The following is a 20459-nucleotide window of genomic DNA, read 5'->3' as shown; positions in this document are numbered from 1 at the left end:
GATCGCCTCGGCGGCGGATGCCGGGGTCCTCGCCCACAGGAAGCCGTAGGTCTCGACGGCCGAGAAGACGCTGTCGCGCCGGCGGGAGCGCACGAGCTGAACCGCCTCGTCGAGCGCGGCGACGTCGATGAACGGCGAGGTCGCCTGGAGGAAGGCGACCACCCCGACGTCGGCGCCGCGCTCCTCCAGCACCTCCAGGGCGTGCAGGAGGGCGCTTTCGGAGCTCGCGGAGTCACCGGCGAGCTCGGCCGGACGAACGATGACCTCGGCGCCCCACTCCGCGGCGACGGCGGCGATGTCGGCGTCGTCCGTGGTCACGACGACGCGATCGATCGCCCCGCAGCGCCGGGCGGCGTCGACGGCCCGCGCGACGAGCGGGATCCCGCCGACGCGGCGCAGATTCTTGCGGAGGACGCCCTTCGAGCCCCCGCGCGCGGGGACGATGGCCACGACCTCGCTCACGACGCCGCCTCGCGCACGGCGCTCGCCGGTGCCGCCACCCGGACGGTCGATGCCGTGCCCTCGAGCACGATCGGCAGAGTCGTGGTGGTGCTCGAGGGGAGCGTGCGGATGTCGACCGCGGCCGTGGCGCCGGCGAGCACCAGCTCGACGGGAAGGTCGGCCGCGCGGACCGTGATGCCGGGGATGGCCGCCACCGCGGCGAGCTGGTCTCGAGGCTCACGGCGGTGCGGCAGGTAGAGGGCCGCACCGGGGGCCGCGGCATCCGTCACCCATGCCAGGTAATCGGCGAGCGCCATGCGCCCGTCGACGGGCAGGGCGCTGCCCAGCACGATGCGCTCCCCGAGCTCGGGCGCGGGGGGCGCCGTCGCGCGCGTCCAGTCGAAGCGATGGCGTCGGATGGAGAATCCGCGGTCGCGGAGGGCGTCGGCGCGCTCCGGCCCCAGCTCGAAGGCCGTGAAGAAGTCCGCGCGGCGCGCGACGGCCAGCCGCAGAACGGTCTCGTGGGCGAGGGGGGCGAGCCGGGTCGTGAGGCCGCGCTCCGCCACGCCCGGCCGCGCGTACGCCCGGCGTCCCAGGAGCGCGTCGGCGAAGGGCACCGCGTGTGCGCCGTCGTCGAGGAACGTCACGCGGTGCGGACGCAGGACGGATGCCGCGAGCCGGAACTGTCCCGAGAACCCGTCGCCGACGAGCCAGTGGCCGTGCCGGGCGAGCAGCGCGAAGGGCACGCCCATGTAGGGCTCGAGGTCCCGGAATCGCGCGCCGCGGGCGAGGAGCTCGTCGGCGGTCGCCGACATCTGCGGGGTGAGGCGTCCGGCTACGGGCACCGTGGTCCGGTGGGCAGCCGCCCACTCGGCCGCGCCCACGAGCTGGAGCGGTGACTCGACCCACGCGATCACGTCGTTGCGCGCCATGTCACCTCCTGCTCCGGCCGTCCTCCCCACGGTGGACGCCGCCGGTGAACGAGCCGCCGCACGGCGGGCGTACGGCACCGGGCGCGGAGGTGAACGGACAATGGCCGCGACGTGCGGCTGCGCATCGAGGCGATCGGGCGGCACCGGGAGGGTGGCGCCGCTGCGGCCGGCACGGCAGGGTGGGCGCATGACCCGCGTCACCGCAGACATCGCCGTGTCCGTCGACGGCTACTCCGCCGGTCCCGGCCAGAGCGAGGAGCACCCGCTGGGCGTGTTCGCCGAGGACGCCCTCCACGGCTGGATGTTCCAGCATCCCGACGAGAGCAGAGCCGAGCTCGACGCGATCCTCGAAGCCCGCGCGTACGTGATGGGGCGCAACATGTTCGGGCCGATCCGCGGCGAGTGGACCGGCGACTGGCGCGGCTGGTGGGGTCCCGAGCCGCCGTACCACGGCCCCGTGTTCGTACTCACGAACCACCCGCGCGAGCCGCTCGAGATGGACGGCGGCACGACCTTCTTCTTCGTGACCGACGGTCCCGAATCGGCGCTCGCACAGGCCCGCGCCGCCGCCGGCGACGGCTCGGTCTCGGTGGCCGGCGGTGCGACGACGCTCAACCAGTTCCTCGCGGCCGGGCTCGTCGACGAGCTCCGGCTGCACATCGCGCCGGTCACGCTCGGCCTCGGGGGCCGAACCGACGTCGTGCGCCTGTTCGACGGCGTCCCGCCGCTGCAGCTCGACCCGGTGAGCGTGCGGTCCACGCCCCACGTCACGCACGTCACCTACCGGCTGCGCTGACGCCGAGCGGATGCCGCGGCATCCGTCCGCGGTGCGTGCCAGGATGAAGCGCGTGACCGACCGCCTCATGCTGCTCGACTCCGCCAGCCTCTACTTCCGAGCGTTCTACGGAGTGCCCGACACCGTGCGCGCGCCGGACGGCACGCCGGTCAACGCCGTGCGGGGGTTCCTCGACATCATCACGAAGCTCGTGACGACGTACCGGCCGACCCATCTCGTGGCGTGCTGGGACGACGACTGGCGCCCGCAGTGGCGCGTGGACCTCATCCCGACCTACAAGACGCACCGCGTCGCCGAGGTCGTCGCCGTCGGCCCCGACATCGAAGTCGTGCCGGACCCGCTCGAGGTGCAGGTCCCCGTGATCCGCGAGACGCTGAGGGCGCTGGGCATCGTGGTCGTCGGCCAGCCGGCCCACGAGGCCGACGACGTCATCGGCACCCTCGCCACGCGCGCCGACCTTCCCGTCGACATCGTCACCGGCGACCGCGACCTGTTCCAGCTCGTGGACGACGCGCGCGACGTGCGCGTGATCTACACCGCCCGCGGCATGAGCAACCTCGAGGTGGTCACCGACGCGACCGTCGTCGCCAAGTACGGCGTGCTCCCGCAGCAGTACGCCGACTTCGCGACCCTGCGCGGCGACTCGTCCGACGGGCTCCCCGGGGTCGCGGGCATCGGCGAGAAGACCGCGGCGGGGCTCCTCGCCGCCCACGGCGACCTGGCGGGAATCCTCGCGGCCGCCGATGCCGGTGAAGGCATGTCGGCCGGCGTGCGCGCGAAGCTCGAGGCCGGCCGGCCGTACCTCGCCGTGGCGCCGACGGTCGTCGAGGTCGTGCGCGACCTGCCCGTCCCCGACATCGACGCGCGGCTGCGGCCCCTCGACGAGACTGCGAAGGCGGATGCCTCGTCCCTCGCCGAGCGGTGGGCGCTCGGCACCGCGATGGCGCGCATCGTCGACGCACTCGACCGGGTCGGTGACGCCTGAGGCGAACCCCGACGACCGCTCGTCGGCGCGGGCAGGATCAGCGGGCTCTGCCCGTCCACTCCCGCAGCCGTGCGAGCGGCCAGGTCGTGACGATCCGCTCGGGGGGCACCCCGATGCGCTCCGCGCGCGCCGCGCCGTGGTCGATCAGCGACAGCTGGCCCGGCGCGTGCGCATCGGAGTCGATCGAGAAGAGGCATCCGATCTCGAGCGCCATCGCCATGAGGTCGTCGGGAGGATCCTGCCGCTCCGGCCGCGAGTTGATCTCGACCGCGACACCGTGCGCCGCGCACGCTTCGAAGACCGCCCGCGCGTCGAACGTGGACTGCGGACGGGTGCCGCGGGACCCCTCCACCAGGCGCCCGGTCACGTGCCCCAGGACGTCGACCCGCGGATCGCGCGCCGCCGCGACGAGCCGACGGGTCATGGGGCCGCGCTCCATGCGCAGCTTCGAGTGCGCCGACGCCACGACGATGTCGAGCGCGTCGAGCAGCTCGGGCTCCTGATCGAGCGAGCCGTCGTCGAGGATGTCGACCTCGATGCCCGAGAGCAGGGTGAAGCCGTCGCCGCTCATGCCCGCGACGACGTCGAGCTGCGCGCGCAGCCGCTCCGGCGACAGACCGTTCGCCACGCGCAGCCGCGGCGAGTGGTCGGTGAGCGCCAGGTACTCATGACCGAGGGAGCGAGCGGCCGCGACCATGAGGTCGATCGACGTCAGGCCGTCCGACCAGTCGCTGTGGGAGTGCAGGTCGCCGCGCAGCTCGCCCCGCAGCGTCGAGGCCACCAGCACGCCCGCCCGCTCGCGGAGGTCGGCGAGATAGCCGGGGACGGCCCCCGAGAGCGCCTCCTGGATGACGCCGAGCGTCGAGTCCCCGATCCCCTTGCGACGGCGGAGGGATGCCGTATCCCGCAGCTGCTCGTCGCTCAGGCCGGCGATGGCGTCGGCGGCGGCGCGGAACGCCTTCGACTTGTATCGCGACGATCGCTCGCGCTCGAGGAGCGTCGCGATCTCGATGAGGGCGGCGTGCGGGTTCATGCCCGGCGCCGCATGTCCTGGATGCTCACGCGCCGGAGTTCACCGCCGCGCGCTTTACCACGACGGGCACGTCGGCCAGGCGATGGATCGCCCAGCCGAACAGGATGGCGAGCACGCCCATCCCGGCGGCGAAGAGGGCGACGCCGTAGGCCACGACCGAGGTGTACAGCGACGCGCGCAGGAACGATGCCTGCATCACGGTGGCGCGCACCGGATCGTCCTGCGGCAGCTCCGCGTAGGTCTTGCCGCCCGACGCCTCCAGCGCGTGCTTGTTGATGATGTCGGCCTGGATGTATGCCGTCACCGGGCCGGTGACCTGCTGTCCCTGGAACGCGGCCGCGTCGTCGGGGATCGTGATGTTCTCCGCCGTCAGCTGCGTGGTCACGCCGATCCAGGCGATGATGCCCACGACGATGAGCAGCACGCCGCCGATGATCCCGAGGATGCCGACGGCCTTCACGAGCCCGACCTTCTTGGACGGGGCCTCGATGACGTCGGCGGTGGTGTCGGTGGCTTCGCTGCTCATGTCGTCCTCCTGGCGAGTGGGGCGTGTGCCGCCACGCTAGCGGCGGCGTCCATCACGGGGAAGCCCCCGCGCCGCGCGCGGACCGGCCTCAGGAACCGAGTTCCCGGGTGACCTCGACCCACCGCTCGAGCGTCTGGGTGGCGGCGCCGGAGTCGATCGCCGCGGCGGCGTCGTCGCGGGCCTCGGCCAGGCGGTCGAGGATCGGCCGCTGCACCTGCGCGGCATCCTCGAACAGTCGGTACGCGACCAGTCCGGCGGCGGCGTTGAGCAGGACGATGTCGCGCACCGGCCCGTCCTCGCCCGCGAGGACCCGCCGCACGATCGCGGCGTTGTGCGACGGATCGCCGCCGAGCAGGTCGTCGATCTCGGCGAGCGGGATGTCCAGGTCCCGCGGATCCAGGTCGTGCTCGTGGATGTCGCCACGGCTCACCTCCCACAGGCGGCTGTGCCCCGTGGTGGTGAGCTCGTCGAGCCCGTCGTCGCCGCGGAACACCAGCGCCGTCGCGCCGCGTGTGCGGAACACTCCGGTGATGAGCGGGACGCGGTCCAGGTGCGCGACGCCCACCGCGTTCGCCTCGGCGCGGGCGGGGTTGCACAGCGGGCCCAGGAAGTTGAAGACCGTCGGCACACCGAGCTCGCTGCGGGTGGGCCCGGCGTGGCGGAAGCCGGGGTGGAACGCCGCCGCGAAGGCGAACGTGATCCCCGCCCGCGGAAGCGCCGCAGCCACCGCCTCGGGCGGCAGCGACAGGTCCACTCCCAGTGCGGCGAGGACGTCCGACGAGCCGGACGACGAGCTCGCCGCCCGGTTACCGTGCTTGACCACGGGGACTCCGGTGGCCGCGGCGACGAGGGCCGCCATGGTGGAGACATTCACGGTCCCGAACCGGTCGCCGCCCGTGCCGACGATGTCGAGCACCGCGGGGTCGACGTGCAGCGGCAGGGCGGCCTCGAGGATCGCGTCGCGGAACCCGACGATCTCGTCGACCGTCTCGCCCTTGGCGCGCAGCGCGACGAGGAAACCCGCCAGCTGCGAAGGCGTCGCCGACCCCGACATGATCTGCCGCATCGCCCACGTCGACTCCGAGACGCTGAGGTCGCGCCGTTCGAGAAGCGTCGTGAGGATGCCCGGCCAGGTGTACAGCTCCGCCATACCGAGAGAGCCTAGCCGCGCGGCGGAATCGGAACCGTTTCGTGACACGGCATCCCTCAAGGCGTGGTTCTGCGTCCTCATCGCGTGTTCACGGCAGACTCGCGGCCGATTCTTAGGCTCGCCTTAGTTCGGATCACGCCCAAGACATGCCTCCCGATGCGAAACTCGGGACTCCGAATCGGCCATAATGGGGAGCGTGACGACCTCCTCAGCGACCTACGCCCAGGCCATGCGGTCCGTCAAGCGGCCGGATCCGGTCGCCGTCGGCACCATCGTGTGGCTCGGCAGCGAGGTGATGTTCTTCGCCGGCCTGTTCGCGATCTACTTCACCCTGCGCAGCACCTCCCCGGAACTCTGGGCGCAGGAGACGCAGCTGCTGAACATCCCCTACGCGACCGTGAACACGATCATCCTCGTGCTCTCGTCGGTCACGTGCCAGATGGGCGTGTTCGCGGCGGAGCGCTTCCAGCCCTACTCCACGCGGAAGCGGGGATGGCTCGGCTGGGGCATGGTCGAGTGGTTCTGGCTGACGTTCGCGCTCGGCGCCATCTTCGTCTCGGGCCAGGTCTGGGAGTACGCGCAGCTCGTCGCCGAGGGGATGCCGATCAGCGCGAACTCGTACGCGTCGGCGTTCTACCTGACCACCGGCTTCCACGCCCTCCACGTCACGGGTGGCCTCATCGCCTTCCTCCTGGTGATCGGCCGCGCCTACGCCGTCAAGAACTTCGGGCGCAAGGAGATGACGTCCTCGATCGTCGTGTCGTACTACTGGCACTTCGTCGACGTCGTCTGGATCGCCCTGTTCCTCGTCATCTACTTCCTGAAATAAGAGCGGAGCTGAACCCCGACATGGCACGTGACACCCCGCGCCGCTCGAAAGGCCGCCGCAGCCCCTGGGCAGCTGCCGCGCTCATCGGCATCGGCCTCCTGATCACCGGCGGCGTCTACGCCGGCGCATCCGCGGCCGTCGCCGCGACGACCGCCGAGTCGACGGTGGCAAGCGCGTCGACCGTCGAAGACGGTGAGCGGCTCTTCCAGGCCAACTGCGCCACCTGCCACGGCCTCGACGTCCAGGGCACGAACGACGGCCCGTCGCTCTACGGCGTGGGCGAGCTCGCCGTGCACTTCCAGATGAGCACCGGCCGGATGCCTCTGCAGATGCAGGGGCCGCAGGCACCGCAGAAGCCCGTGCAGTTCACCGAAGAGCAGATCGCGGCCGTCGGCGCCTACATCCAGAGCATCGCGCCCGGTCCGACCTACCCCGAGCCCGAGGTGCTCGACGGCGAGGGCAACGCCGCCGAGGGAGGCGAGCTGTTCCGCATCAACTGCGCGATGTGCCACAACGTGGCCGGCGCCGGCGGCGCGCTCACCGAGGGCAAGTACGCCCCGGCCCTCTACGACACCTCACCCCTGAACATGTACGCGGCGATGGTGACGGGTCCGCAGAACATGCCGGTCTTCAACGACATGACGCTGACGACCGAGGAGAAGCGCGACATCATCTCGTACCTGCTGTTCCTGCAGGACACCACGTCTCCCGGTGGCTTCACCCTCGGCTCGCTGGGCCCGGTCTCGGAAGGCCTCTTCATCTGGATCTTCGGGATCGGAGGGCTGATCGCCCTCACCGTGTGGATCACGGCGAAGTCCAACTGAACTCACTGACACGCAAGAACTGACGAGGAGCAGCATGGCACACGAGGACGACCCGCTCGAGCACGAGAGGGCTTCCTGGAAGCCCTCCCCCGGGCTCGCCGTCGCGGTCACCGACCCGGTGCGCAATCCGGAGCTCCCGCCGCACCGCGAGCGGATGACCGACAAGGACCCGGTCGCGATGCAGCGCGCCGTGCGTTCGGTGTACACGCTCTTCTACATCTCGATCGCCGGCAGCATCTGGGCGGTCGCCGCCTACATGCTCTTCCCCATCGAGAGCGGCCGGATGATCGACATCCGGAACAACAACCTCTTCATCGGCCTCGGCATCGCCCTCGCCCTGCTCGCCATCGGCCTCGGTGCGATCCACTGGTCCAAGGCCGTCATGTCCGACAGCGAGTTCGTCGAGCCGCGTCACGCCACGCGCGGCCGCGACACGACCCGTGCCGCCGCGATCCAGGCCTTCGCCGACGCGAACGAGGAGTCGGGCTTCGGACGCCGCACGATGATCCGCAACTCGCTGATCGCCGCGCTCGTGGCATCCGTCGCGCCGGCGATCGTGCTCTTCCGCGGCCTCGCGCCCGAGAGCACGCCCGAGCACCCCCACGGCGGCGACCCGGTCTACCTCCTCAGCCACACCATGTGGAAGGAGGGCACGCGCCTGGCCCACGACCCGAGCGGCGAGCCGATCCGCGCAGCCGACGTCACCCTCGGCTCCGCCGTGCACGTCATCCCCGCCGACCTCGCCGACGTGTCCCACTCCGACGGGTACCTGGAGGAGAAGGCGAAGGCCATCGTCCTCCTCATGCGCCTGCTCCCCGAGCAGCTCACCGAGACGCCCGAGCGCGCCGACTGGTCCTACGACGGCATCGTGGCCTACTCCAAGGTCTGCACGCACGTCGGCTGCCCCGTCGCGCTCTACGAGCAGCAGACCCACCACCTGCTGTGCCCCTGCCACCAGTCGCAGTTCGACGTCACCGACGCGGCGAAGGTCATCTTCGGACCCGCCGCTCGCCCGCTGCCGCAGCTGCCGATCACCGTTGACGACGAGGGTTACCTGATCGCGCGCAGCGACTTCACCGAACCCGTCGGCCCGAGCTTCTGGGAGCGTCACTGATCATGACCACGACCCATCCCCCCGAGAACCTCACTCAAGAGCCGGCCTCGTACGCGGAGCCGGTCGCGCCGCGCGACAAGCCGCTGGGCGGCCGCTTCGTCGGCGCCGCGTCGAACTACATCGACGAGCGCACCAGCCTGTCGGGCTTCGTGAAGGAGCTCGGCCGGAAGATCTTCCCCGACCACTGGTCGTTCATGCTCGGCGAGATCGCGCTGTGGAGCTTCGTCGTCGTCCTCCTCACCGGCACGTTCCTGACGTTCTTCTTCCAGGCCTCGATGGTCGAGACCCACTACCACGGTGCCTACCTGCCGATGCGCGGAATCGAGATGTCGGCGGCGATGGCCTCGACGCTGGAGATCTCGTTCGACCTGCGCGGCGGCCTCCTCGTCCGCCAGATGCACCACTGGGCCGCCCTGGTGTTCGTCGCGGGCATCGGCGTGCACATGCTCCGCGTCTTCTTCACGGGTGCGTTCCGCAAGCCGCGCGAGCTCAACTGGGTGATCGGCTTCATCCTCTTCATCCTCGCGATGGGCGAGGGCTTCACCGGCTACTCGCTCCCCGATGACGTGCTCTCGGGCAACGGCCTGCGCATCATCGACGGCATGGTCAAGGGCATCCCGCTGATCGGCACCTGGACCTCGTTCCTGCTGTTCGGCGGCGAGTTCCCCGGTACGGCCATCGTCGGACGCCTGTACTCGCTCCACATCCTGCTGCTCCCGGCGATCCTCGTGGGCCTGCTGGTGCTCCACCTCATGCTGATGGTGATCAACAAGCACACCCAGTTCGCGGGCGCCGGCCGCACCAACAGCGTCGTCGTCGGCTACCCGATGATGCCGGTGTACATGTCGAAGATGGGCGGCTTCCTGTTCATCACGTTCGGCGTCATCGCGCTGATCGCCGCCCTGTTCACGATCAACCCGATCTGGAACTACGGCCCGTACGACCCGTCGCCGGTGTCTGCGGGAACGCAGCCCGACTGGTACATCGGCTTCGCGGACGGCGCCCTGCGCCTCATCCCGCCGGGCTGGGAGTTCGTGTTCCTCGACCACACCTGGTCGTTCAACATCCTCGTGCCGCTCATCGGGCTCGGCGTGTTCATCGTCCTGGTGCTCATCTACCCCTTCATCGAGGCGTGGGTCACCGGCGACAAGCGCGAGCACCACATCGCACAGCGTCCCCGCAACGCGGCGACCCGCACCGCCATCGGCGCGGCCGGCGTCACGTTCTACGCGGTGCTGTGGGCAGCGGCCGCATCCGACATCATCGCGACGCACTTCTGGCTCACCATGGAGGGGGTCATCCACACCCTCCAGGCGCTGCTGTTCGTCGGCCCGATCGTGGCGTACTTCGTGACCAAGCGCATCTGCATCGCGCTGCAGAAGAAGGACCGCGAGATCGCGCTGCACGGCTACGAGTCCGGTCGCATCGTCCGCCTCCCCGGCGGCGAGTACATCGAGGTGCACCAGCCCGTCGACGAGTACGAGCGGTTCAAGCTGGTCGACTTCGACACGTACGAGCCCCTGGTGGTGCGCCCGAACGCCAAGGGCCGCATCCCGTGGCATGAGAACGTGCGTGCGGCCATTTCGCGCTGGTTCTTCGAGGACCGCCTCACCCCCGTCACCCAGTCCGAGCTCGACGCCGCGCTGGCGCACCAGCACCACGCGCTCGATCACATCGCTGCCGAAGAGGACGCCGAGCTGCAGGGCGCGCACGAGCGCGCCGGCGTGCCCGACGCACCGCACCGGCCGATCGACGACGGTCGCAACTCCGAGACGGCGGTCCGCCCCTCCAACGTCATCGTCCCGGAGGACGGCGAGAAGAAGCCCCGCAATCGCGAGAAGGAGACCGGCCAGTAGGCTCGGTCCCCCATCGATCGGATGCCCCGGCACCTCCCCCGCGGAGGTTCCGGGGCATCGGTCGTCACGACCCCGCGAAACGGCAGGATTGCGGCGACGAGTGGCCGCCCCAGCGGCGCGCGCAGCACGACGCACCCCGTAGCGTGAGCACATGACCTCCGCTCAGGACTTCTTCTCGGCCAAGCTCGCCTTCGAGACCGACGCGTCGGACGTGTACGCCGCGCAGAAGGCCGGAGACCGCTTCGTGCTGATCGACGTGCGCGGTGACGAAGCCTGGGCGCAGGGACGCATCGCCGGGGCGATCCACATGCCCTACGCGCAGATCCCGGAGCGCGCGCCGGCGGAGCTCGATCCGTCCGTCCCCGTCGTGGTGTACTGCTGGAGCCCCGGCTGCAACGCGGGGGCGAAGGGCGCCCTGGCGTTCGCGCAGCTGGGCTACGGGGTCAGAGAGATGATCGGCGGGTACGAGTACTGGATCCGCGAAGGGCAGCCGACCGAGAACGACGAGGGTGCGCTCCCCCGCGTGTTCGACGCGCAGGTGATGGTCGTGCGCTCAGCCGCCATCCGCTGACCGCTCGCCGGCGACGTCCCCTCAGGCCGACTCCAGGCCCTCGGTGAAGCGGGCGGCCGCCGCACCGTAGAAGGCGGCGGCCGGAGCGGCCGAGAAGCTCTGCGGCGCCCCCACCTCGACGTCGCACACGACCACCGTCACGTTGTCGCGCGTTCCCGCCTCGAGCGCCAGCGCGACAGCCGCTGCCGCCGCCTCCGTCGCACCGCGGTGCGCGACGGCCGCGGCGATGTCCTCGTGCGGCACGTAGTCGCTCAGACCGTCGCTGCACAGCACCCAGCGGTCGCCGGCGCGGGCCTCGTGCTCCCGCACGACGACACGGTCCCGTTCGCCGCCGCTCAGCGACGCGGTGATGAGGTTCCGCCGCGGATGGGACGCGGCATCCTGCACCGTCACCAGGCCGCGATCCACGAGCGCCTGCACGTACGAGTCGTCACGCGTCTGCTGGGTCAGCACACCACCGCGCAGCAGGTAGGCGCGCGAGTCGCCCGTGTGCGCGAGCAGCACGGTGTCGGACTCGGAGACGAAGACACCGGTGAACGTCGTCGCCATTCCGCTCAGCGACGGATCGCGCTCCACATGTGCGCGCAGGTCCCAGTTCGCGGCCCGCACGCTCACGGTCAGGGTCTCCGGATCGACCGTGCCCACGCGGCCCGCGGCGAGGCGATGCACGAACGCCGCCGAAGCCAGGTCGCCGGCGGGACCGCCGCCCACGCCATCGGCGACGGCACCGCCCCAGGACGCGGTGAACGCCGCATCCTGGTTGACGGTGCGATGCGCTCCGGTCTCGGAGACGGCCGCGGCCGACAGCCGCACCCGTGAGGGCGTCAGGGGCACGATCAGCGGGCGAAGTACCCGCGGTAGTACTCGTACACCCAGCCGACGATCGCCACCACGAACACGGCGAATCCGATCGGCACCATCCACGCGCCCACGGCGAGGCCGATCATCGCGAGCGCCGCCGAGAAGGCGAGCACGATCGGCCACCACGACCACGGGCTGAACTCACCCAGCTCGGGGTCGCCGTCATCGATGTCGGAGGTGAGCACGTCCTCGGGCAGCTCGCCGCCCTGCGCCTTGTGCACCCGGCCGATGTAGAACGCGATGAGCGCGCCCATGAACGCCGTGAACAGCAGCGCCACGCTGCCGACCCACTCGATCGCGTTGATCACGGGCAGGTCCGGGTGGGCGAGGATGTTCCAGGTCGTGTAGATGACCGCCATCAGCAGGAAGAACGCGGCCAGCAGCCACCACAGTCCGGTGTTGGTGCGCACTTACTTCACCTTTCCATCGGCGGCGTCGACGACCGGGGCTGCGGGTGCGTCCTTCGCGGGCCCGACACCGACGGGGATCCCCGCCTCCGGGTGGTTGAGGTCGAACGCCGGCCGCTCGCTGCGGATGCGCGGGATCGACGTGAAGTTGTGCCGCGGCGGCGGGCACGAGGTCGCCCACTCGAGCGAGGCGCCGTAGCCCCACGGGTCGTTGACGGTGACGCGCGGCGCCTTGCGGGCGGTGATCCACACGTTGAACAGGAACGGGATCATCGAGGCGCCCAGGATGATCGATCCCACGGTCGAGACCTGGTTCTGCCAGGTCCAGCCGTCGGCCGCCGAGTAGTCGGCGTAGCGGCGGACCATGCCGTCCACGCCCAGCCAGTGCTGGATGAGGAAGGTCATGTGGAACCCGATGAACAGCATCCAGAAGTGCACGATGCCCAGACGCTCGTTGAGCATCTTCCCCGTCCACTTCGGCCACCAGAAGTAGAAGCCCGAGAACATCGCGAACACCACCGTGCCGAACACGACGTAGTGGAAGTGCGCGACGACGAAGTACGAGTCGGAGAGCGCGAAGTCCAGCGGGGGCGACGCCAGGATGACGCCGGTCAGACCGCCGAAGACGAACGACACCAGGAAGCCGAGCGCGAACACCATCGGCGTCTCGAAGGTCACCGAGCCGCGCCACATCGTGCCGATCCAGTTGAAGATCTTCACGCCCGTGGGCACCGCGATGAGCATCGTCATCACTGCGAAGAACGGCAGCAGCACGGCACCGGTCACGTACATGTGGTGCGCCCACACCGCCACCGACAGCGCCGCGATCGCGATCGTGGCGTAGACCAGCGTCTTGTATCCGAAGATCGGCTTGCGGCTGAAGACCGGCAGCACCTCGGAGATGATGCCGAAGAACGGCAGCGCGATGATGTACACCTCTGGATGGCCGAAGAACCAGAACAGGTGCTGCCACAGCAGCACGCCTCCGTTGGCCGGATCGTAGATGTGGGCGCCGAGCACGCGGTCCGCGGCGGCTGCCAGGATGGCGGCGGCGAGGATCGGGAACGCCATCAGGATCAGGATGCTGGTGACCAGCGTGTTCCACGAGAAGATCGGCATGCGCCACATGGTCATGCCCGGTGCGCGCATCGTGATGATCGTCGTGATGAAGTTCACCGCGCCGAGGATGGTGCCGAAGCCGCTCATGCCGAGGCCGAGCATCCAGAGGTTTCCTCCGGCGCCGGGCGAGAAGCTGGCGTTGGCGAGAGGCTGATAGGCGAACCAGCCGAACGCCGCCGCGCCCTGCGGGGTGAGGAAGCCGGCGACGGCGATCGTCGAGCCGAAGAGGAACAGCCAGAACGCGAAGGCGTTGAGGCGCGGGAAGGCGACGTCGGGAGCGCCGATCTGCAGCGGGAGGATCGCGTTCGCGAAGCCCGCGAACAGCGGCGTCGCGAACATCAGCAGCATGATCGTGCCGTGCATCGTGAAGAGCTGGTTGTACTGCTCCTTCGTCGGGATGATCTGCATCCCGGGCTCGAAGAGCTCGGCGCGGATGATGAGCGCCATCACCCCGCCGAGGAGGAAGAAGAGCACCGACGAGATGAGGTACAGGTAGCCGATCGTCTTGTGGTCGGTGGAGGTGATCCACTTGACGATGATGTTGCCCTTCTGCTCGACGCGCGAAGCGCTGAGCAGTGCGGCCTGGCGAGGCGGCAGCGTGGTCGGGCGACCCTGCGTCGTCTCCTGAAGCGGAAGCGTCGTCGCCATGATCAGTTGTCTCCCTCTTCGTTCTCGGGCGTGCCGCCGGTGCCGGGCAGATTCTGCAGCCGGTCGTACTCGTCGTTGATGTCACCGGTCTGGCCCGCGGCGCGGAGCTCGGCGAGGTAGTCCTCGTACTCCGCTTCGCTCACGACCTGCACGTTGAAGAGCATCATCGAGTGGTACTCGCCGCAGAGCTCGGCGCACTTTCCGGCGTACTCGCCCTCGCGGGTCGGCGTGAAGGACCAGTAGTTGTCCTTCCCGATGTACATGTCCTTCTTGTAGAGGAAGTCGATGATCCAGAAGGAGTGGATGACGTCGCGCGACTGCAGCTTGATCTTGACCGTCTGGTCGACCGGGAGCACGAGCGTCGGAAGCTCGCTCGTGACGTTGCCCTGATCGTCGGTCTGCGCCTGGACGCCCATGGACCACACGGTCTCGTCCTCGGTCGCGCCGTCGTACTGGAAGTCCCACGACCACTGCTTGCCGATGGCGACGATCGACACGTCGGGGTCTTCGGTCTGGGTCTCGAGAATCGTCTGATCGCGAGCCGTGAAGGCGAAGAAGCCGATCACGAGGATCAGCGGCACGATCGTGTAGAAGATCTCGATCGGCATGTTGTAGCGCAGCTGCACCGGCAGGCCCACCTGGCCCTTGCGGCGGCGGTACGCGATGGCTGCCCAGCCCATGAGGCCCCACGTGATCACGCCGACGGCGAGGAGCACGATCCACGAGTTGACCCACAGACCGGCGACCATGTCGGTGTGGTTCGTGGCGGGCGTGCCGTCCTCGACGAAGCCCGGCAGGAAGCCGTGAAGCTCCGTCGGGGTGCACCCGGCGAGTACTGCGGCCGTTGCGATCCCGACGGGGAGAACGGCCCAGCGGATTCGACGTTTCGAGGGCACGGTGCACCTTTCCGGGTCGTGAGAAGTACTCATGTCAGTCTAGGGCAAGCATCCAGGCGATTCAGGCCAACCGCCCAGGTTGGAATGGGTGCCCACGGCGGGAAAACCGCAGGCCCGGGCACTCTCACGAGCGCGCCGGGCCTGGCGGAAATCGGTGCCGATCAGTGGAAGCTGTCGCCGCATGCGCAGCTGCCGGCCGCGTTCGGGTTGTCGATCGTGAAGCCCTGCTCCGAGATCGTGTCCTTGAAGTCGATCGTCGCTCCGTCGAGGTACGGGACGCTCATGTCGTCGACGATGACCTCGACGCCGTCGAAGTCGACCGTCTTGTCGCCGTCGAGGTACCGCTCGTCGAAGTAGAGCTGGTAGATCAGTCCGCTGCATCCGCCCGGCTGCACGGCCACGCGCAGACGCAGGTCGTCGCGACCCTCCTGGGACAGGAGGCTCTTGACCTTGAGCGATGCGGCATCGGTCAGCAGGACGCCGTGCTCGCGGACGGACTGGTCGGTCGACAGTGCAGTGTCGGTCATGGCACTCCTCCGGACGGGCCGCGTGAGCGGCGGGATGCTGCGATTCTACGCGTGTTCGCAGGGAACCGGCTCCGAGCGGGGCGTGTCCGCGTCCGGTCGGAGCCGGAGGGCCTACTCCCCCGCCTGACGCCGGTCGAGCTTCTCGAGCAGCAGCGCCTCGGAGAGCACCGCGTGGCGGAAGGTCTCGAGGTGCAGCGACTCGTTCGGGCTGTGCGCCTTCGCGTGCGGATCCTCCACGCCGGTCACCAGGATCTGGGCGCCGGGGAACTCGCGCACGAGATCGGCGATGAACGGGATGGACCCGCCGACGCCGATGTCCACCGACTCGACTCCGTAGCCCTCGTGCAGCGCCTCGCGGGCGGCCTGGACGGCCCAGCCCGAGGTGTCGACGAGGAACGCGTCGCCGAAGTCGTGGTCGCTGAAGGCGAGCTCGGCGCCGAACGGCGCGTGCGCGCGCAGGTGCGCCTCGATGGCGTCGTAGGCGTCGCGCGCGCGCTGGCCGGGCGCGATCCGGGCGCTGATGACGACCGAGATCTCGGGGCTCAGCGTGTTCGACGCGTTCACCACGGTCGGGGCGTCGATGCCGGTGACCGTGATCGACGGCTTGTTCCAGATGCGGCTCAGGATCGTGCCGCGCCCGATGGGCGTGACCCCGGCGGGAAGCCCTGCCTCGTCGCGCAGCGTCTCCTCGCCGTACGGCGGCGTCGCGGCATCCCGCTCCGTCAGCCCCGCGACCGCGACGGCGCCGTCGTCGTCCCACAGCGTCGCGAGCAGCTTCACCGTCGCCATCATCGCGTCGGGAACGGCCCCGCCGAACATGCCGGAGTGCGAGGCGTGCTCGAGCGTCTTCACGCGCAGGGTGAAGCGCGTGTTCCCGCGCAGCGACACCGTGAGCGCGGGGGTCTTCGCGTCCCAGTTGCCCGAATCGGCGACCACGATCACGTCGGCGCGCAGCGCGTCGGCGTTGTCGGAGAGGAACGAGGCGAACGACTTCGAGCCTGCCTCCTCCTCCCCCTCGAAGAAGAGCGCGACGCCGAGGTCGAAGTCGTCGCCGACCGCCTCCTTCAGCGCACGCAGCGCGGCGACGTGCGCCATGACGCCGGCCTTGTCGTCGGCCGCCCCGCGCCCGTAGAGACGGCCATCGCGCAGCGTGGGCTCGAACGGCGGCGACTGCCACAGCGCCTCGTCGCCGACGGGCTGGACGTCGTGGTGCGCGTACAGCAGGATCGTCGGCCGGCCGTTGCGGGCGGCACGGGTGGCGAGCACCGCCGGCTGTCCCTGCTCGTCGGTGCCGGGCACCGACGAGCGACGGATGTCGACGGTCTCGAACAGGCCGGTCTCCCGCACGAGCGCGGCCACGGCCTCGGCGCTTCGCTGCACCGGCTCCTCGTCGAATCCGGGGAACGCGACGGACGGGATGCGCACGAGGGCGCCCAGATCGGCCAGGGCGGAGGGGATGCCGGAAGCCGCGGCTTCACGCACGGCATCCTGTCGGGAGAGCTCAGAGGTCATGCGGGTAATCTTAAGTGCACCCCTTCTCCCGCACTCCCGAGGATCATCGTGGCCAAGAACTCCGCAGCACCCGCATCGAGCGACGCGCCCTCCGAGGGAACGAGCCTCAACGGCGTCCCGGTCGGGAAGGGTCGCGCGACCCCGAGCCGCGCCGAACGGGAGGCCGCCCGCAAGCGCCCCCTGGTCGCCGACACCAAAGAGGCCAAGGCGCGCCAGCGCGCCGAACTCCAGGCGCGGCGCGAGAAGGCGCGCGTGGGGATGGCCGCCGGCGACCCCAAGTATCTGCCCGCCCGCGACCAGGGTGCGCAGCGCAAGTTCGTGCGCGACTACGTCGACGCCGGCTGGCACCTCGGCGAGGCGGTCATGCCCGCGATGGTCGTCGTCATCCTCGCGACGTTCATCCCCCTGCCGGAAGTGCAGTTCTACTCGTTCGTGGCACTGTGGATCTTCATCTTCTTCGTGGTGGGCGACATGATCCTGACGTCGATCATGGTCAAGCGCGCCGTGAAGGAGAAGTTCGGCGCCGACAAGATCGAGAAGGGCCTGGGCTGGTACGCGGCGATGCGCACCGTGCAGATGCGCTTCCTCCGCCTGCCGAAGCCGCAGGTGAAGCGCGGCCAGCGCCCGGTCTGACCGCCGGCCGTCAGCGCACCGAGGTGCGCAGTCCCCGGCTGATCTGCCGCGCCCACAGCGGCCCGCGGTAGAGGAACGCCGTGTAGCCCTGCACGAGCGTGGCTCCGGCATCCATCCGCTCCCGCACGTCGTCGGCCGTCTCCACTCCGCCGACGGACACCACGCAGAACTCCGGCGGCACCGCAGCGCGGACGAGCCGCAGCACCTCGAGGGCGCGCGCCTTGAGCGGTGCGCCCGACAGTCCGCCGGCGCCCGCCGCATCGACGACCGCGGGATCGGTGGCCAGGCCCGCGCGCGAGATCGTCGTGTTCGTGGCGATGAGGCCGGCCAGTCCCAGATCGACGGCGAGGCGGGCGACCGCCGTCACCTCGTCGTCGGGCAGATCGGGTGCGATCTTCACCAGCAGCGGGGTCGCCGCCGCGGCGTCGCGCACGGCCTCGAGGAGCGGCCGGAGCGTCTCGACGGCCTGCAGTCCGCGCAGTCCCGGCGTGTTCGGGGAGGACACGTTCACGACGAGGTAGTCCGCGAGGGGTGCGAGAAGCGTCGCGCTGCGGACGTAGTCCGCCGTGGCGTCCTCGACCTCGACGACGCGGCTCTTGCCGATGTTGACCCCGATGACTCCGTTGCCGCGGCGCCGGCGGAGCTTCTCGAGGCGGCGCGCGGCGGCCTCGGCGCCGTGGTTGTTGAAGCCCATGCGGTTGACCACCGCGCGGTCCGGGATGAGGCGGAAGAGCCGGGGGCGGGGATTGCCCTCCTGCGGGATCGCGGTGAGCGTGCCCACCTCGACGTGGCCGAAGCCGAGCGCGAACAGTCCCGCGGCGCCCGTGACGTCCTTGTCGAAGCCGGCGGCGACGCCGAAGGGCGTGTCGAAGCGCAGGCCGAGGGCCGACACCGCGAGGGCGGGATCCGGGCGCGTGATCGCGCGTGCGGCCCACGAGAAGGGCGGGACGCCCAGCACGCGGATGACGGTCATGGCGGCATGGTGCGCGGTCTCGGGATCCATGCGCGAGAGCACGGTCCGGAAAAGGAGCGGATACATCGACTCCAGGCTATCCGGTCGCCTCGGACCGCCCGGACGCCGGGTCAGTCGAGCGACGCCTCGGACCGTGGGCGTTCGGCGTGATCGGCGCGCAGCTGATCGATCGCCGACTCGAAGTCCTCCAGCGAATCGAACGCCTGGTACACGCTTGCGAATCGCAGGTAGGCGACCTCGTCGAGCTCGCGGAGGGGGCCGAGGATCGCGAGGCCGATCTCATTGGTGTCGAGCTGCGACGCGCCGGTCTGGCGCACCGTCTCCTCGACCGTCTGCGCCAGCACCGCCAGGTCGGCCTCGGTCACCGGGCGCCCCTGGCAGGCCTTGCGGACCCCGGACATCACCTTCTCGCGGCTGAAGGGCTCGATGACGCCCGAGCGCTTGATCACATTGAGGCTCGCGGTCTCGACGGTCGTGAAGCGGCCACCGCACTCCGGGCACTGCCGACGGCGGCGGATGCTGAGCCCGTCGTCGCTGGTGCGCGAATCGATGACGCGGGAGTCGGGGTGGCGACAGAACGGACAGTGCATGGCAGAGACAGACTACGCCTCGACGCAGGGCGTCAGGGCTCGAACCGGACCACGACGGCCTCGCCGTGGGCGGGCAGCGCCTCCGCCTCGGCGAGAGTGACGATGGCGTCGCGGACCTCGGCGAGGGCCGGACGGTCGTACTCGATGACCTGCTGCGGCCGCAGGAAGGTCGCCGACGAGAGGCCTGCGGAGTACCGCGCCTGACCGCCCGTGGGGAGCACGTGGTTGCTGCCGGCCAGGTAGTCGCCGAGACTGACCGGGGAGTCGGGCCCCACGAAGACGGCACCGGCGTGGACGAAGTCCTCCGGCCGCGGCTCCGCGAGGTGCAGTTCGAGGTGCTCCGGCGCGTACGCGTTGCTGAACGCGGTCGCCGCTGCCAGGTCGTCCACGAGCACGATGGCCGACTGGGGCCCCGCAAGCGCAGTGGTGACCCGCTCGGCGTGCCGCGTCGCTGCCGCGCGCGGCACGATGTCGGCCGCCACCGCCTGGGCGAGCGCCTCCGACGTCGTCACGAGCACGGCCGACGCCTGCTCGTCGTGCTCGGCCTGGCTGATGAGGTCGGCCGAGACCAGGCGGGGATCGGCGCTGTCATCGGCGACGATGAGGATCTCGGTGGCGCCGGCCTCGGAATCCGTCCCGACGAGGCCGGCCACGGCCCGCTTGGCCGCGGCGACGAAGTTGTTTCCCGGACCGGTCACGACGTCGACGGGCTCGAGCCCCAGAGCCGGGACACCGTGCGCGAGCGCGCCGATGGCGCCGGCACCGCCCATGGCATAGACCTCGTCGACGCCGAGGAGACGCGCCGCGGCGAGGATCACGGGGTGCACGCGTCCCCCGTGGTCGCGCTGCGGCGGGGAGGCGAGGGCGATCTCGGCGACGCCGGCCACCTGCGCGGGGACGACGTTCATGACGACGCTCGACGGGTAGACGGCCTTGCCACCCGGAACGTAGAGGCCCACGCGCCGCACCGGCTGCCAGCGCTGCGTCACGCGGGCTCCGGGGCCGAGGACCGTCGTCGCGGCCGCAGGGACCTGGGCCGCCGACGCCGCGCGCACCCGCGCGATCGCCTCTTCGAGGGCGGCGCGCACGCTCGGGTCGAGTCCGGCCACGGCGTCGTCGAGGTGAGCCGCCGGGACGCGGATCTCGTGCGCCGAGACCCCGTCGAACCGCTCGGCCTGGTCGCGGAGGGCGGTCTCGCCGTGCGAGGCGACGTCGGCGACGATGCGCGCCGCGGTC

General features: G+C 70.5%; 22 protein-coding genes. 8 read left to right on the top strand and 14 right to left on the bottom strand.

The genetic code is table 11. The annotated features are described in order from the left end of the window. Together ACE3O1_RS09090 and ACE3O1_RS09085 are read right to left on the bottom strand one after the other, a co-directional pair. The coding region (locus ACE3O1_RS09090) for a cytidylyltransferase domain-containing protein (RefSeq protein WP_374314688.1) at window positions 1-462 on the bottom strand (462 nt) is incomplete at its 3' end. Beyond that, a complete protein-coding gene (locus ACE3O1_RS09085) occupies window positions 459-1373 on the bottom strand; it encodes a hypothetical protein (RefSeq protein WP_374314686.1) in 915 nt (304 codons plus the stop codon). The genes ACE3O1_RS09085 and ACE3O1_RS09090, both read right to left, overlap by 4 nt. Window positions 1374-1560: 187 nt before the next feature. Between ACE3O1_RS09085 and ACE3O1_RS09080 the strand changes: the two genes are divergently transcribed. Beyond that, on the top strand, window positions 1561-2169 hold the full coding sequence (locus tag ACE3O1_RS09080) for a dihydrofolate reductase family protein (RefSeq protein ID WP_374314684.1): 609 nt from the start codon (window positions 1561-1563) through the stop codon (window positions 2167-2169). A 52-nt stretch (window positions 2170-2221) separates the two neighbouring features. After that, on the top strand, window positions 2222-3154 hold the full coding sequence (locus ACE3O1_RS09075) for a 5'-3' exonuclease H3TH domain-containing protein (RefSeq protein ID WP_374314682.1): 933 nt from the start codon (window positions 2222-2224) through the stop codon (window positions 3152-3154). 37 nt (window positions 3155-3191) lie between these two features. Here the strand turns inward: ACE3O1_RS09075 and ACE3O1_RS09070 are convergent, their stop codons facing one another. The 3 genes from ACE3O1_RS09070 to trpD all read right to left on the bottom strand — a co-directional run bounded on the left by ACE3O1_RS09070 (window position 3192) and on the right by trpD (window position 5863). Next, window positions 3192-4187 carry a PHP domain-containing protein gene (locus ACE3O1_RS09070; RefSeq protein WP_374314680.1) on the bottom strand — a complete coding sequence of 332 codons (996 nt, stop codon included), beginning with the start codon at window positions 4185-4187 and terminating at the stop codon, window positions 3192-3194. A 25-nt stretch (window positions 4188-4212) separates the two neighbouring features. Next, the gene (locus ACE3O1_RS09065) at window positions 4213-4713 is read right to left on the bottom strand and encodes an aromatic ring-opening dioxygenase LigA (RefSeq protein ID WP_374314678.1); all 501 of its coding nucleotides are present in this window, start codon (window positions 4711-4713) and stop codon (window positions 4213-4215) included. Window positions 4714-4801: 88 nt separating this feature from the next. Then, window positions 4802-5863 carry an anthranilate phosphoribosyltransferase gene (gene trpD / locus ACE3O1_RS09060; RefSeq protein WP_374314676.1) on the bottom strand — a complete coding sequence of 354 codons (1062 nt, stop codon included), beginning with the start codon at window positions 5861-5863 and terminating at the stop codon, window positions 4802-4804. A gap of 187 nt (window positions 5864-6050) precedes the next feature. Here trpD and ACE3O1_RS09055 point away from each other — a divergent pair, with 187 nt between their 5' ends. The 5 genes from ACE3O1_RS09055 (at window position 6051) to ACE3O1_RS09035 (ending at window position 11057) form a co-directional block, all read left to right on the top strand. Then, on the top strand, window positions 6051-6692 hold the full coding sequence (locus ACE3O1_RS09055) for a heme-copper oxidase subunit III (protein ID WP_374314674.1): 642 nt from the start codon (window positions 6051-6053) through the stop codon (window positions 6690-6692). Window positions 6693-6712: 20 nt separating this feature from the next. After that, the gene (locus ACE3O1_RS09050) at window positions 6713-7516 is read left to right on the top strand and encodes a c-type cytochrome (RefSeq protein WP_374314672.1); all 804 of its coding nucleotides are present in this window, start codon (window positions 6713-6715) and stop codon (window positions 7514-7516) included. A gap of 34 nt (window positions 7517-7550) precedes the next feature. Beyond that, the gene (locus tag ACE3O1_RS09045) at window positions 7551-8630 is read left to right on the top strand and encodes a Rieske 2Fe-2S domain-containing protein (protein ID WP_374314670.1); all 1080 of its coding nucleotides are present in this window, start codon (window positions 7551-7553) and stop codon (window positions 8628-8630) included. Between the two features lie 2 nt (window positions 8631-8632). Next, window positions 8633-10486: a cytochrome bc complex cytochrome b subunit gene (locus ACE3O1_RS09040; protein ID WP_374314668.1), complete on the top strand. Its 1854-nt coding sequence runs from the start codon at window positions 8633-8635 to the stop codon at window positions 10484-10486. Window positions 10487-10637: 151 nt separating this feature from the next. Further along, window positions 10638-11057, top strand: a complete 420-nt coding sequence (locus ACE3O1_RS09035) for a rhodanese-like domain-containing protein (RefSeq protein WP_374314666.1) — start codon at window positions 10638-10640, stop codon at window positions 11055-11057. Window positions 11058-11078: 21 nt separating this feature from the next. On the opposite strand, the gene ACE3O1_RS09030 is transcribed toward ACE3O1_RS09035, so the two are convergent. From ACE3O1_RS09030 to ACE3O1_RS09005, 6 genes are all read right to left on the bottom strand, one after another. Further along, on the bottom strand, window positions 11079-11891 hold the full coding sequence (locus ACE3O1_RS09030; RefSeq protein ID WP_374314664.1) for a PP2C family serine/threonine-protein phosphatase: 813 nt from the start codon (window positions 11889-11891) through the stop codon (window positions 11079-11081). A gap of 2 nt (window positions 11892-11893) precedes the next feature. Continuing rightward, complete coding sequence (locus tag ACE3O1_RS09025; protein WP_374314662.1) at window positions 11894-12328, bottom strand: cytochrome c oxidase subunit 4; 435 nt, start codon at window positions 12326-12328, stop codon at window positions 11894-11896. After that, the gene (ctaD, locus tag ACE3O1_RS09020) at window positions 12329-14092 is read right to left on the bottom strand and encodes a cytochrome c oxidase subunit I (protein ID WP_374314660.1); all 1764 of its coding nucleotides are present in this window, start codon (window positions 14090-14092) and stop codon (window positions 12329-12331) included. A gap of 2 nt (window positions 14093-14094) precedes the next feature. Further along, window positions 14095-15021 carry a cytochrome c oxidase subunit II gene (gene coxB / locus ACE3O1_RS09015; RefSeq protein WP_374314658.1) on the bottom strand — a complete coding sequence of 309 codons (927 nt, stop codon included), beginning with the start codon at window positions 15019-15021 and terminating at the stop codon, window positions 14095-14097. Window positions 15022-15149: 128 nt separating this feature from the next. Next, entirely contained in the window at window positions 15150-15515 is a 366-nt protein-coding gene (locus ACE3O1_RS09010; protein ID WP_374314656.1) for a HesB/IscA family protein, read from the bottom strand. 111 nt (window positions 15516-15626) lie between these two features. Next, window positions 15627-17027: a dipeptidase gene (locus ACE3O1_RS09005; RefSeq protein WP_374314654.1), complete on the bottom strand. Its 1401-nt coding sequence runs from the start codon at window positions 17025-17027 to the stop codon at window positions 15627-15629. Between the two features lie 48 nt (window positions 17028-17075). On the opposite strand from ACE3O1_RS09005, the gene ACE3O1_RS09000 reads away from it, so the two are divergent. Further along, window positions 17076-17660, top strand: a complete 585-nt coding sequence (locus ACE3O1_RS09000) for a DUF3043 domain-containing protein (RefSeq protein WP_374314652.1) — start codon at window positions 17076-17078, stop codon at window positions 17658-17660. 10 nt (window positions 17661-17670) lie between these two features. On the opposite strand, the gene ACE3O1_RS08995 is transcribed toward ACE3O1_RS09000, so the two are convergent. The 3 genes from ACE3O1_RS08995 to hisD form a co-directional block, all read right to left on the bottom strand. Then, a complete protein-coding gene (locus ACE3O1_RS08995; RefSeq protein WP_374314650.1) occupies window positions 17671-18699 on the bottom strand; it encodes a quinone-dependent dihydroorotate dehydrogenase in 1029 nt (342 codons plus the stop codon). Between the two features lie 44 nt (window positions 18700-18743). After that, window positions 18744-19223: a transcriptional regulator NrdR gene (gene nrdR / locus ACE3O1_RS08990; RefSeq protein ID WP_374314648.1), complete on the bottom strand. Its 480-nt coding sequence runs from the start codon at window positions 19221-19223 to the stop codon at window positions 18744-18746. Window positions 19224-19255: 32 nt separating this feature from the next. After that, the coding region (gene hisD, locus ACE3O1_RS08985; RefSeq protein WP_374314646.1) for a histidinol dehydrogenase at window positions 19256-20459 on the bottom strand (1204 nt) is incomplete at its 5' end.

The sequence above is a fragment of the Microbacterium sp. genome, from assembly GCF_041909575.1.
In the GTDB taxonomy this organism is placed as follows: Bacteria; Actinomycetota; Actinomycetes; order Actinomycetales; family Microbacteriaceae; genus Microbacterium.
Note: the sequence above shows the minus strand (reverse complement) of the source record. Positions and strands in the feature narration are given on the sequence as shown.

Coding starts and splice junctions, on each gene's coding strand:
- ACE3O1_RS09045 (WP_374314670.1), top strand. CDS start 7,551: ATGGCACACGAGGACGACCCGCTCGAGCACGAGAGGGCTTCCTGGAAG.
- trpD (WP_374314676.1), bottom strand. CDS start 5,863: ATGGCGGAGCTGTACACCTGGCCGGGCATCCTCACGACGCTTCTCGAA.
- ACE3O1_RS09005 (WP_374314654.1), bottom strand. CDS start 17,027: ATGACCTCTGAGCTCTCCCGACAGGATGCCGTGCGTGAAGCCGCGGCT.
- nrdR (WP_374314648.1), bottom strand. CDS start 19,223: ATGCACTGTCCGTTCTGTCGCCACCCCGACTCCCGCGTCATCGATTCG.
- ctaD (WP_374314660.1), bottom strand. CDS start 14,092: ATGGCGACGACGCTTCCGCTTCAGGAGACGACGCAGGGTCGCCCGACC.
- ACE3O1_RS09040 (WP_374314668.1), top strand. CDS start 8,633: ATGACCACGACCCATCCCCCCGAGAACCTCACTCAAGAGCCGGCCTCG.
- ACE3O1_RS09070 (WP_374314680.1), bottom strand. CDS start 4,187: ATGAACCCGCACGCCGCCCTCATCGAGATCGCGACGCTCCTCGAGCGC.
- ACE3O1_RS09010 (WP_374314656.1), bottom strand. CDS start 15,515: ATGACCGACACTGCACTGTCGACCGACCAGTCCGTCCGCGAGCACGGC.
- ACE3O1_RS09085 (WP_374314686.1), bottom strand. CDS start 1,373: ATGGCGCGCAACGACGTGATCGCGTGGGTCGAGTCACCGCTCCAGCTC.
- ACE3O1_RS09065 (WP_374314678.1), bottom strand. CDS start 4,713: ATGAGCAGCGAAGCCACCGACACCACCGCCGACGTCATCGAGGCCCCG.
- coxB (WP_374314658.1), bottom strand. CDS start 15,021: ATGAGTACTTCTCACGACCCGGAAAGGTGCACCGTGCCCTCGAAACGT.
- ACE3O1_RS08995 (WP_374314650.1), bottom strand. CDS start 18,699: ATGTATCCGCTCCTTTTCCGGACCGTGCTCTCGCGCATGGATCCCGAG.
- ACE3O1_RS09055 (WP_374314674.1), top strand. CDS start 6,051: ATGGGGAGCGTGACGACCTCCTCAGCGACCTACGCCCAGGCCATGCGG.
- ACE3O1_RS09050 (WP_374314672.1), top strand. CDS start 6,713: ATGGCACGTGACACCCCGCGCCGCTCGAAAGGCCGCCGCAGCCCCTGG.
- ACE3O1_RS09035 (WP_374314666.1), top strand. CDS start 10,638: ATGACCTCCGCTCAGGACTTCTTCTCGGCCAAGCTCGCCTTCGAGACC.
- ACE3O1_RS09080 (WP_374314684.1), top strand. CDS start 1,561: ATGACCCGCGTCACCGCAGACATCGCCGTGTCCGTCGACGGCTACTCC.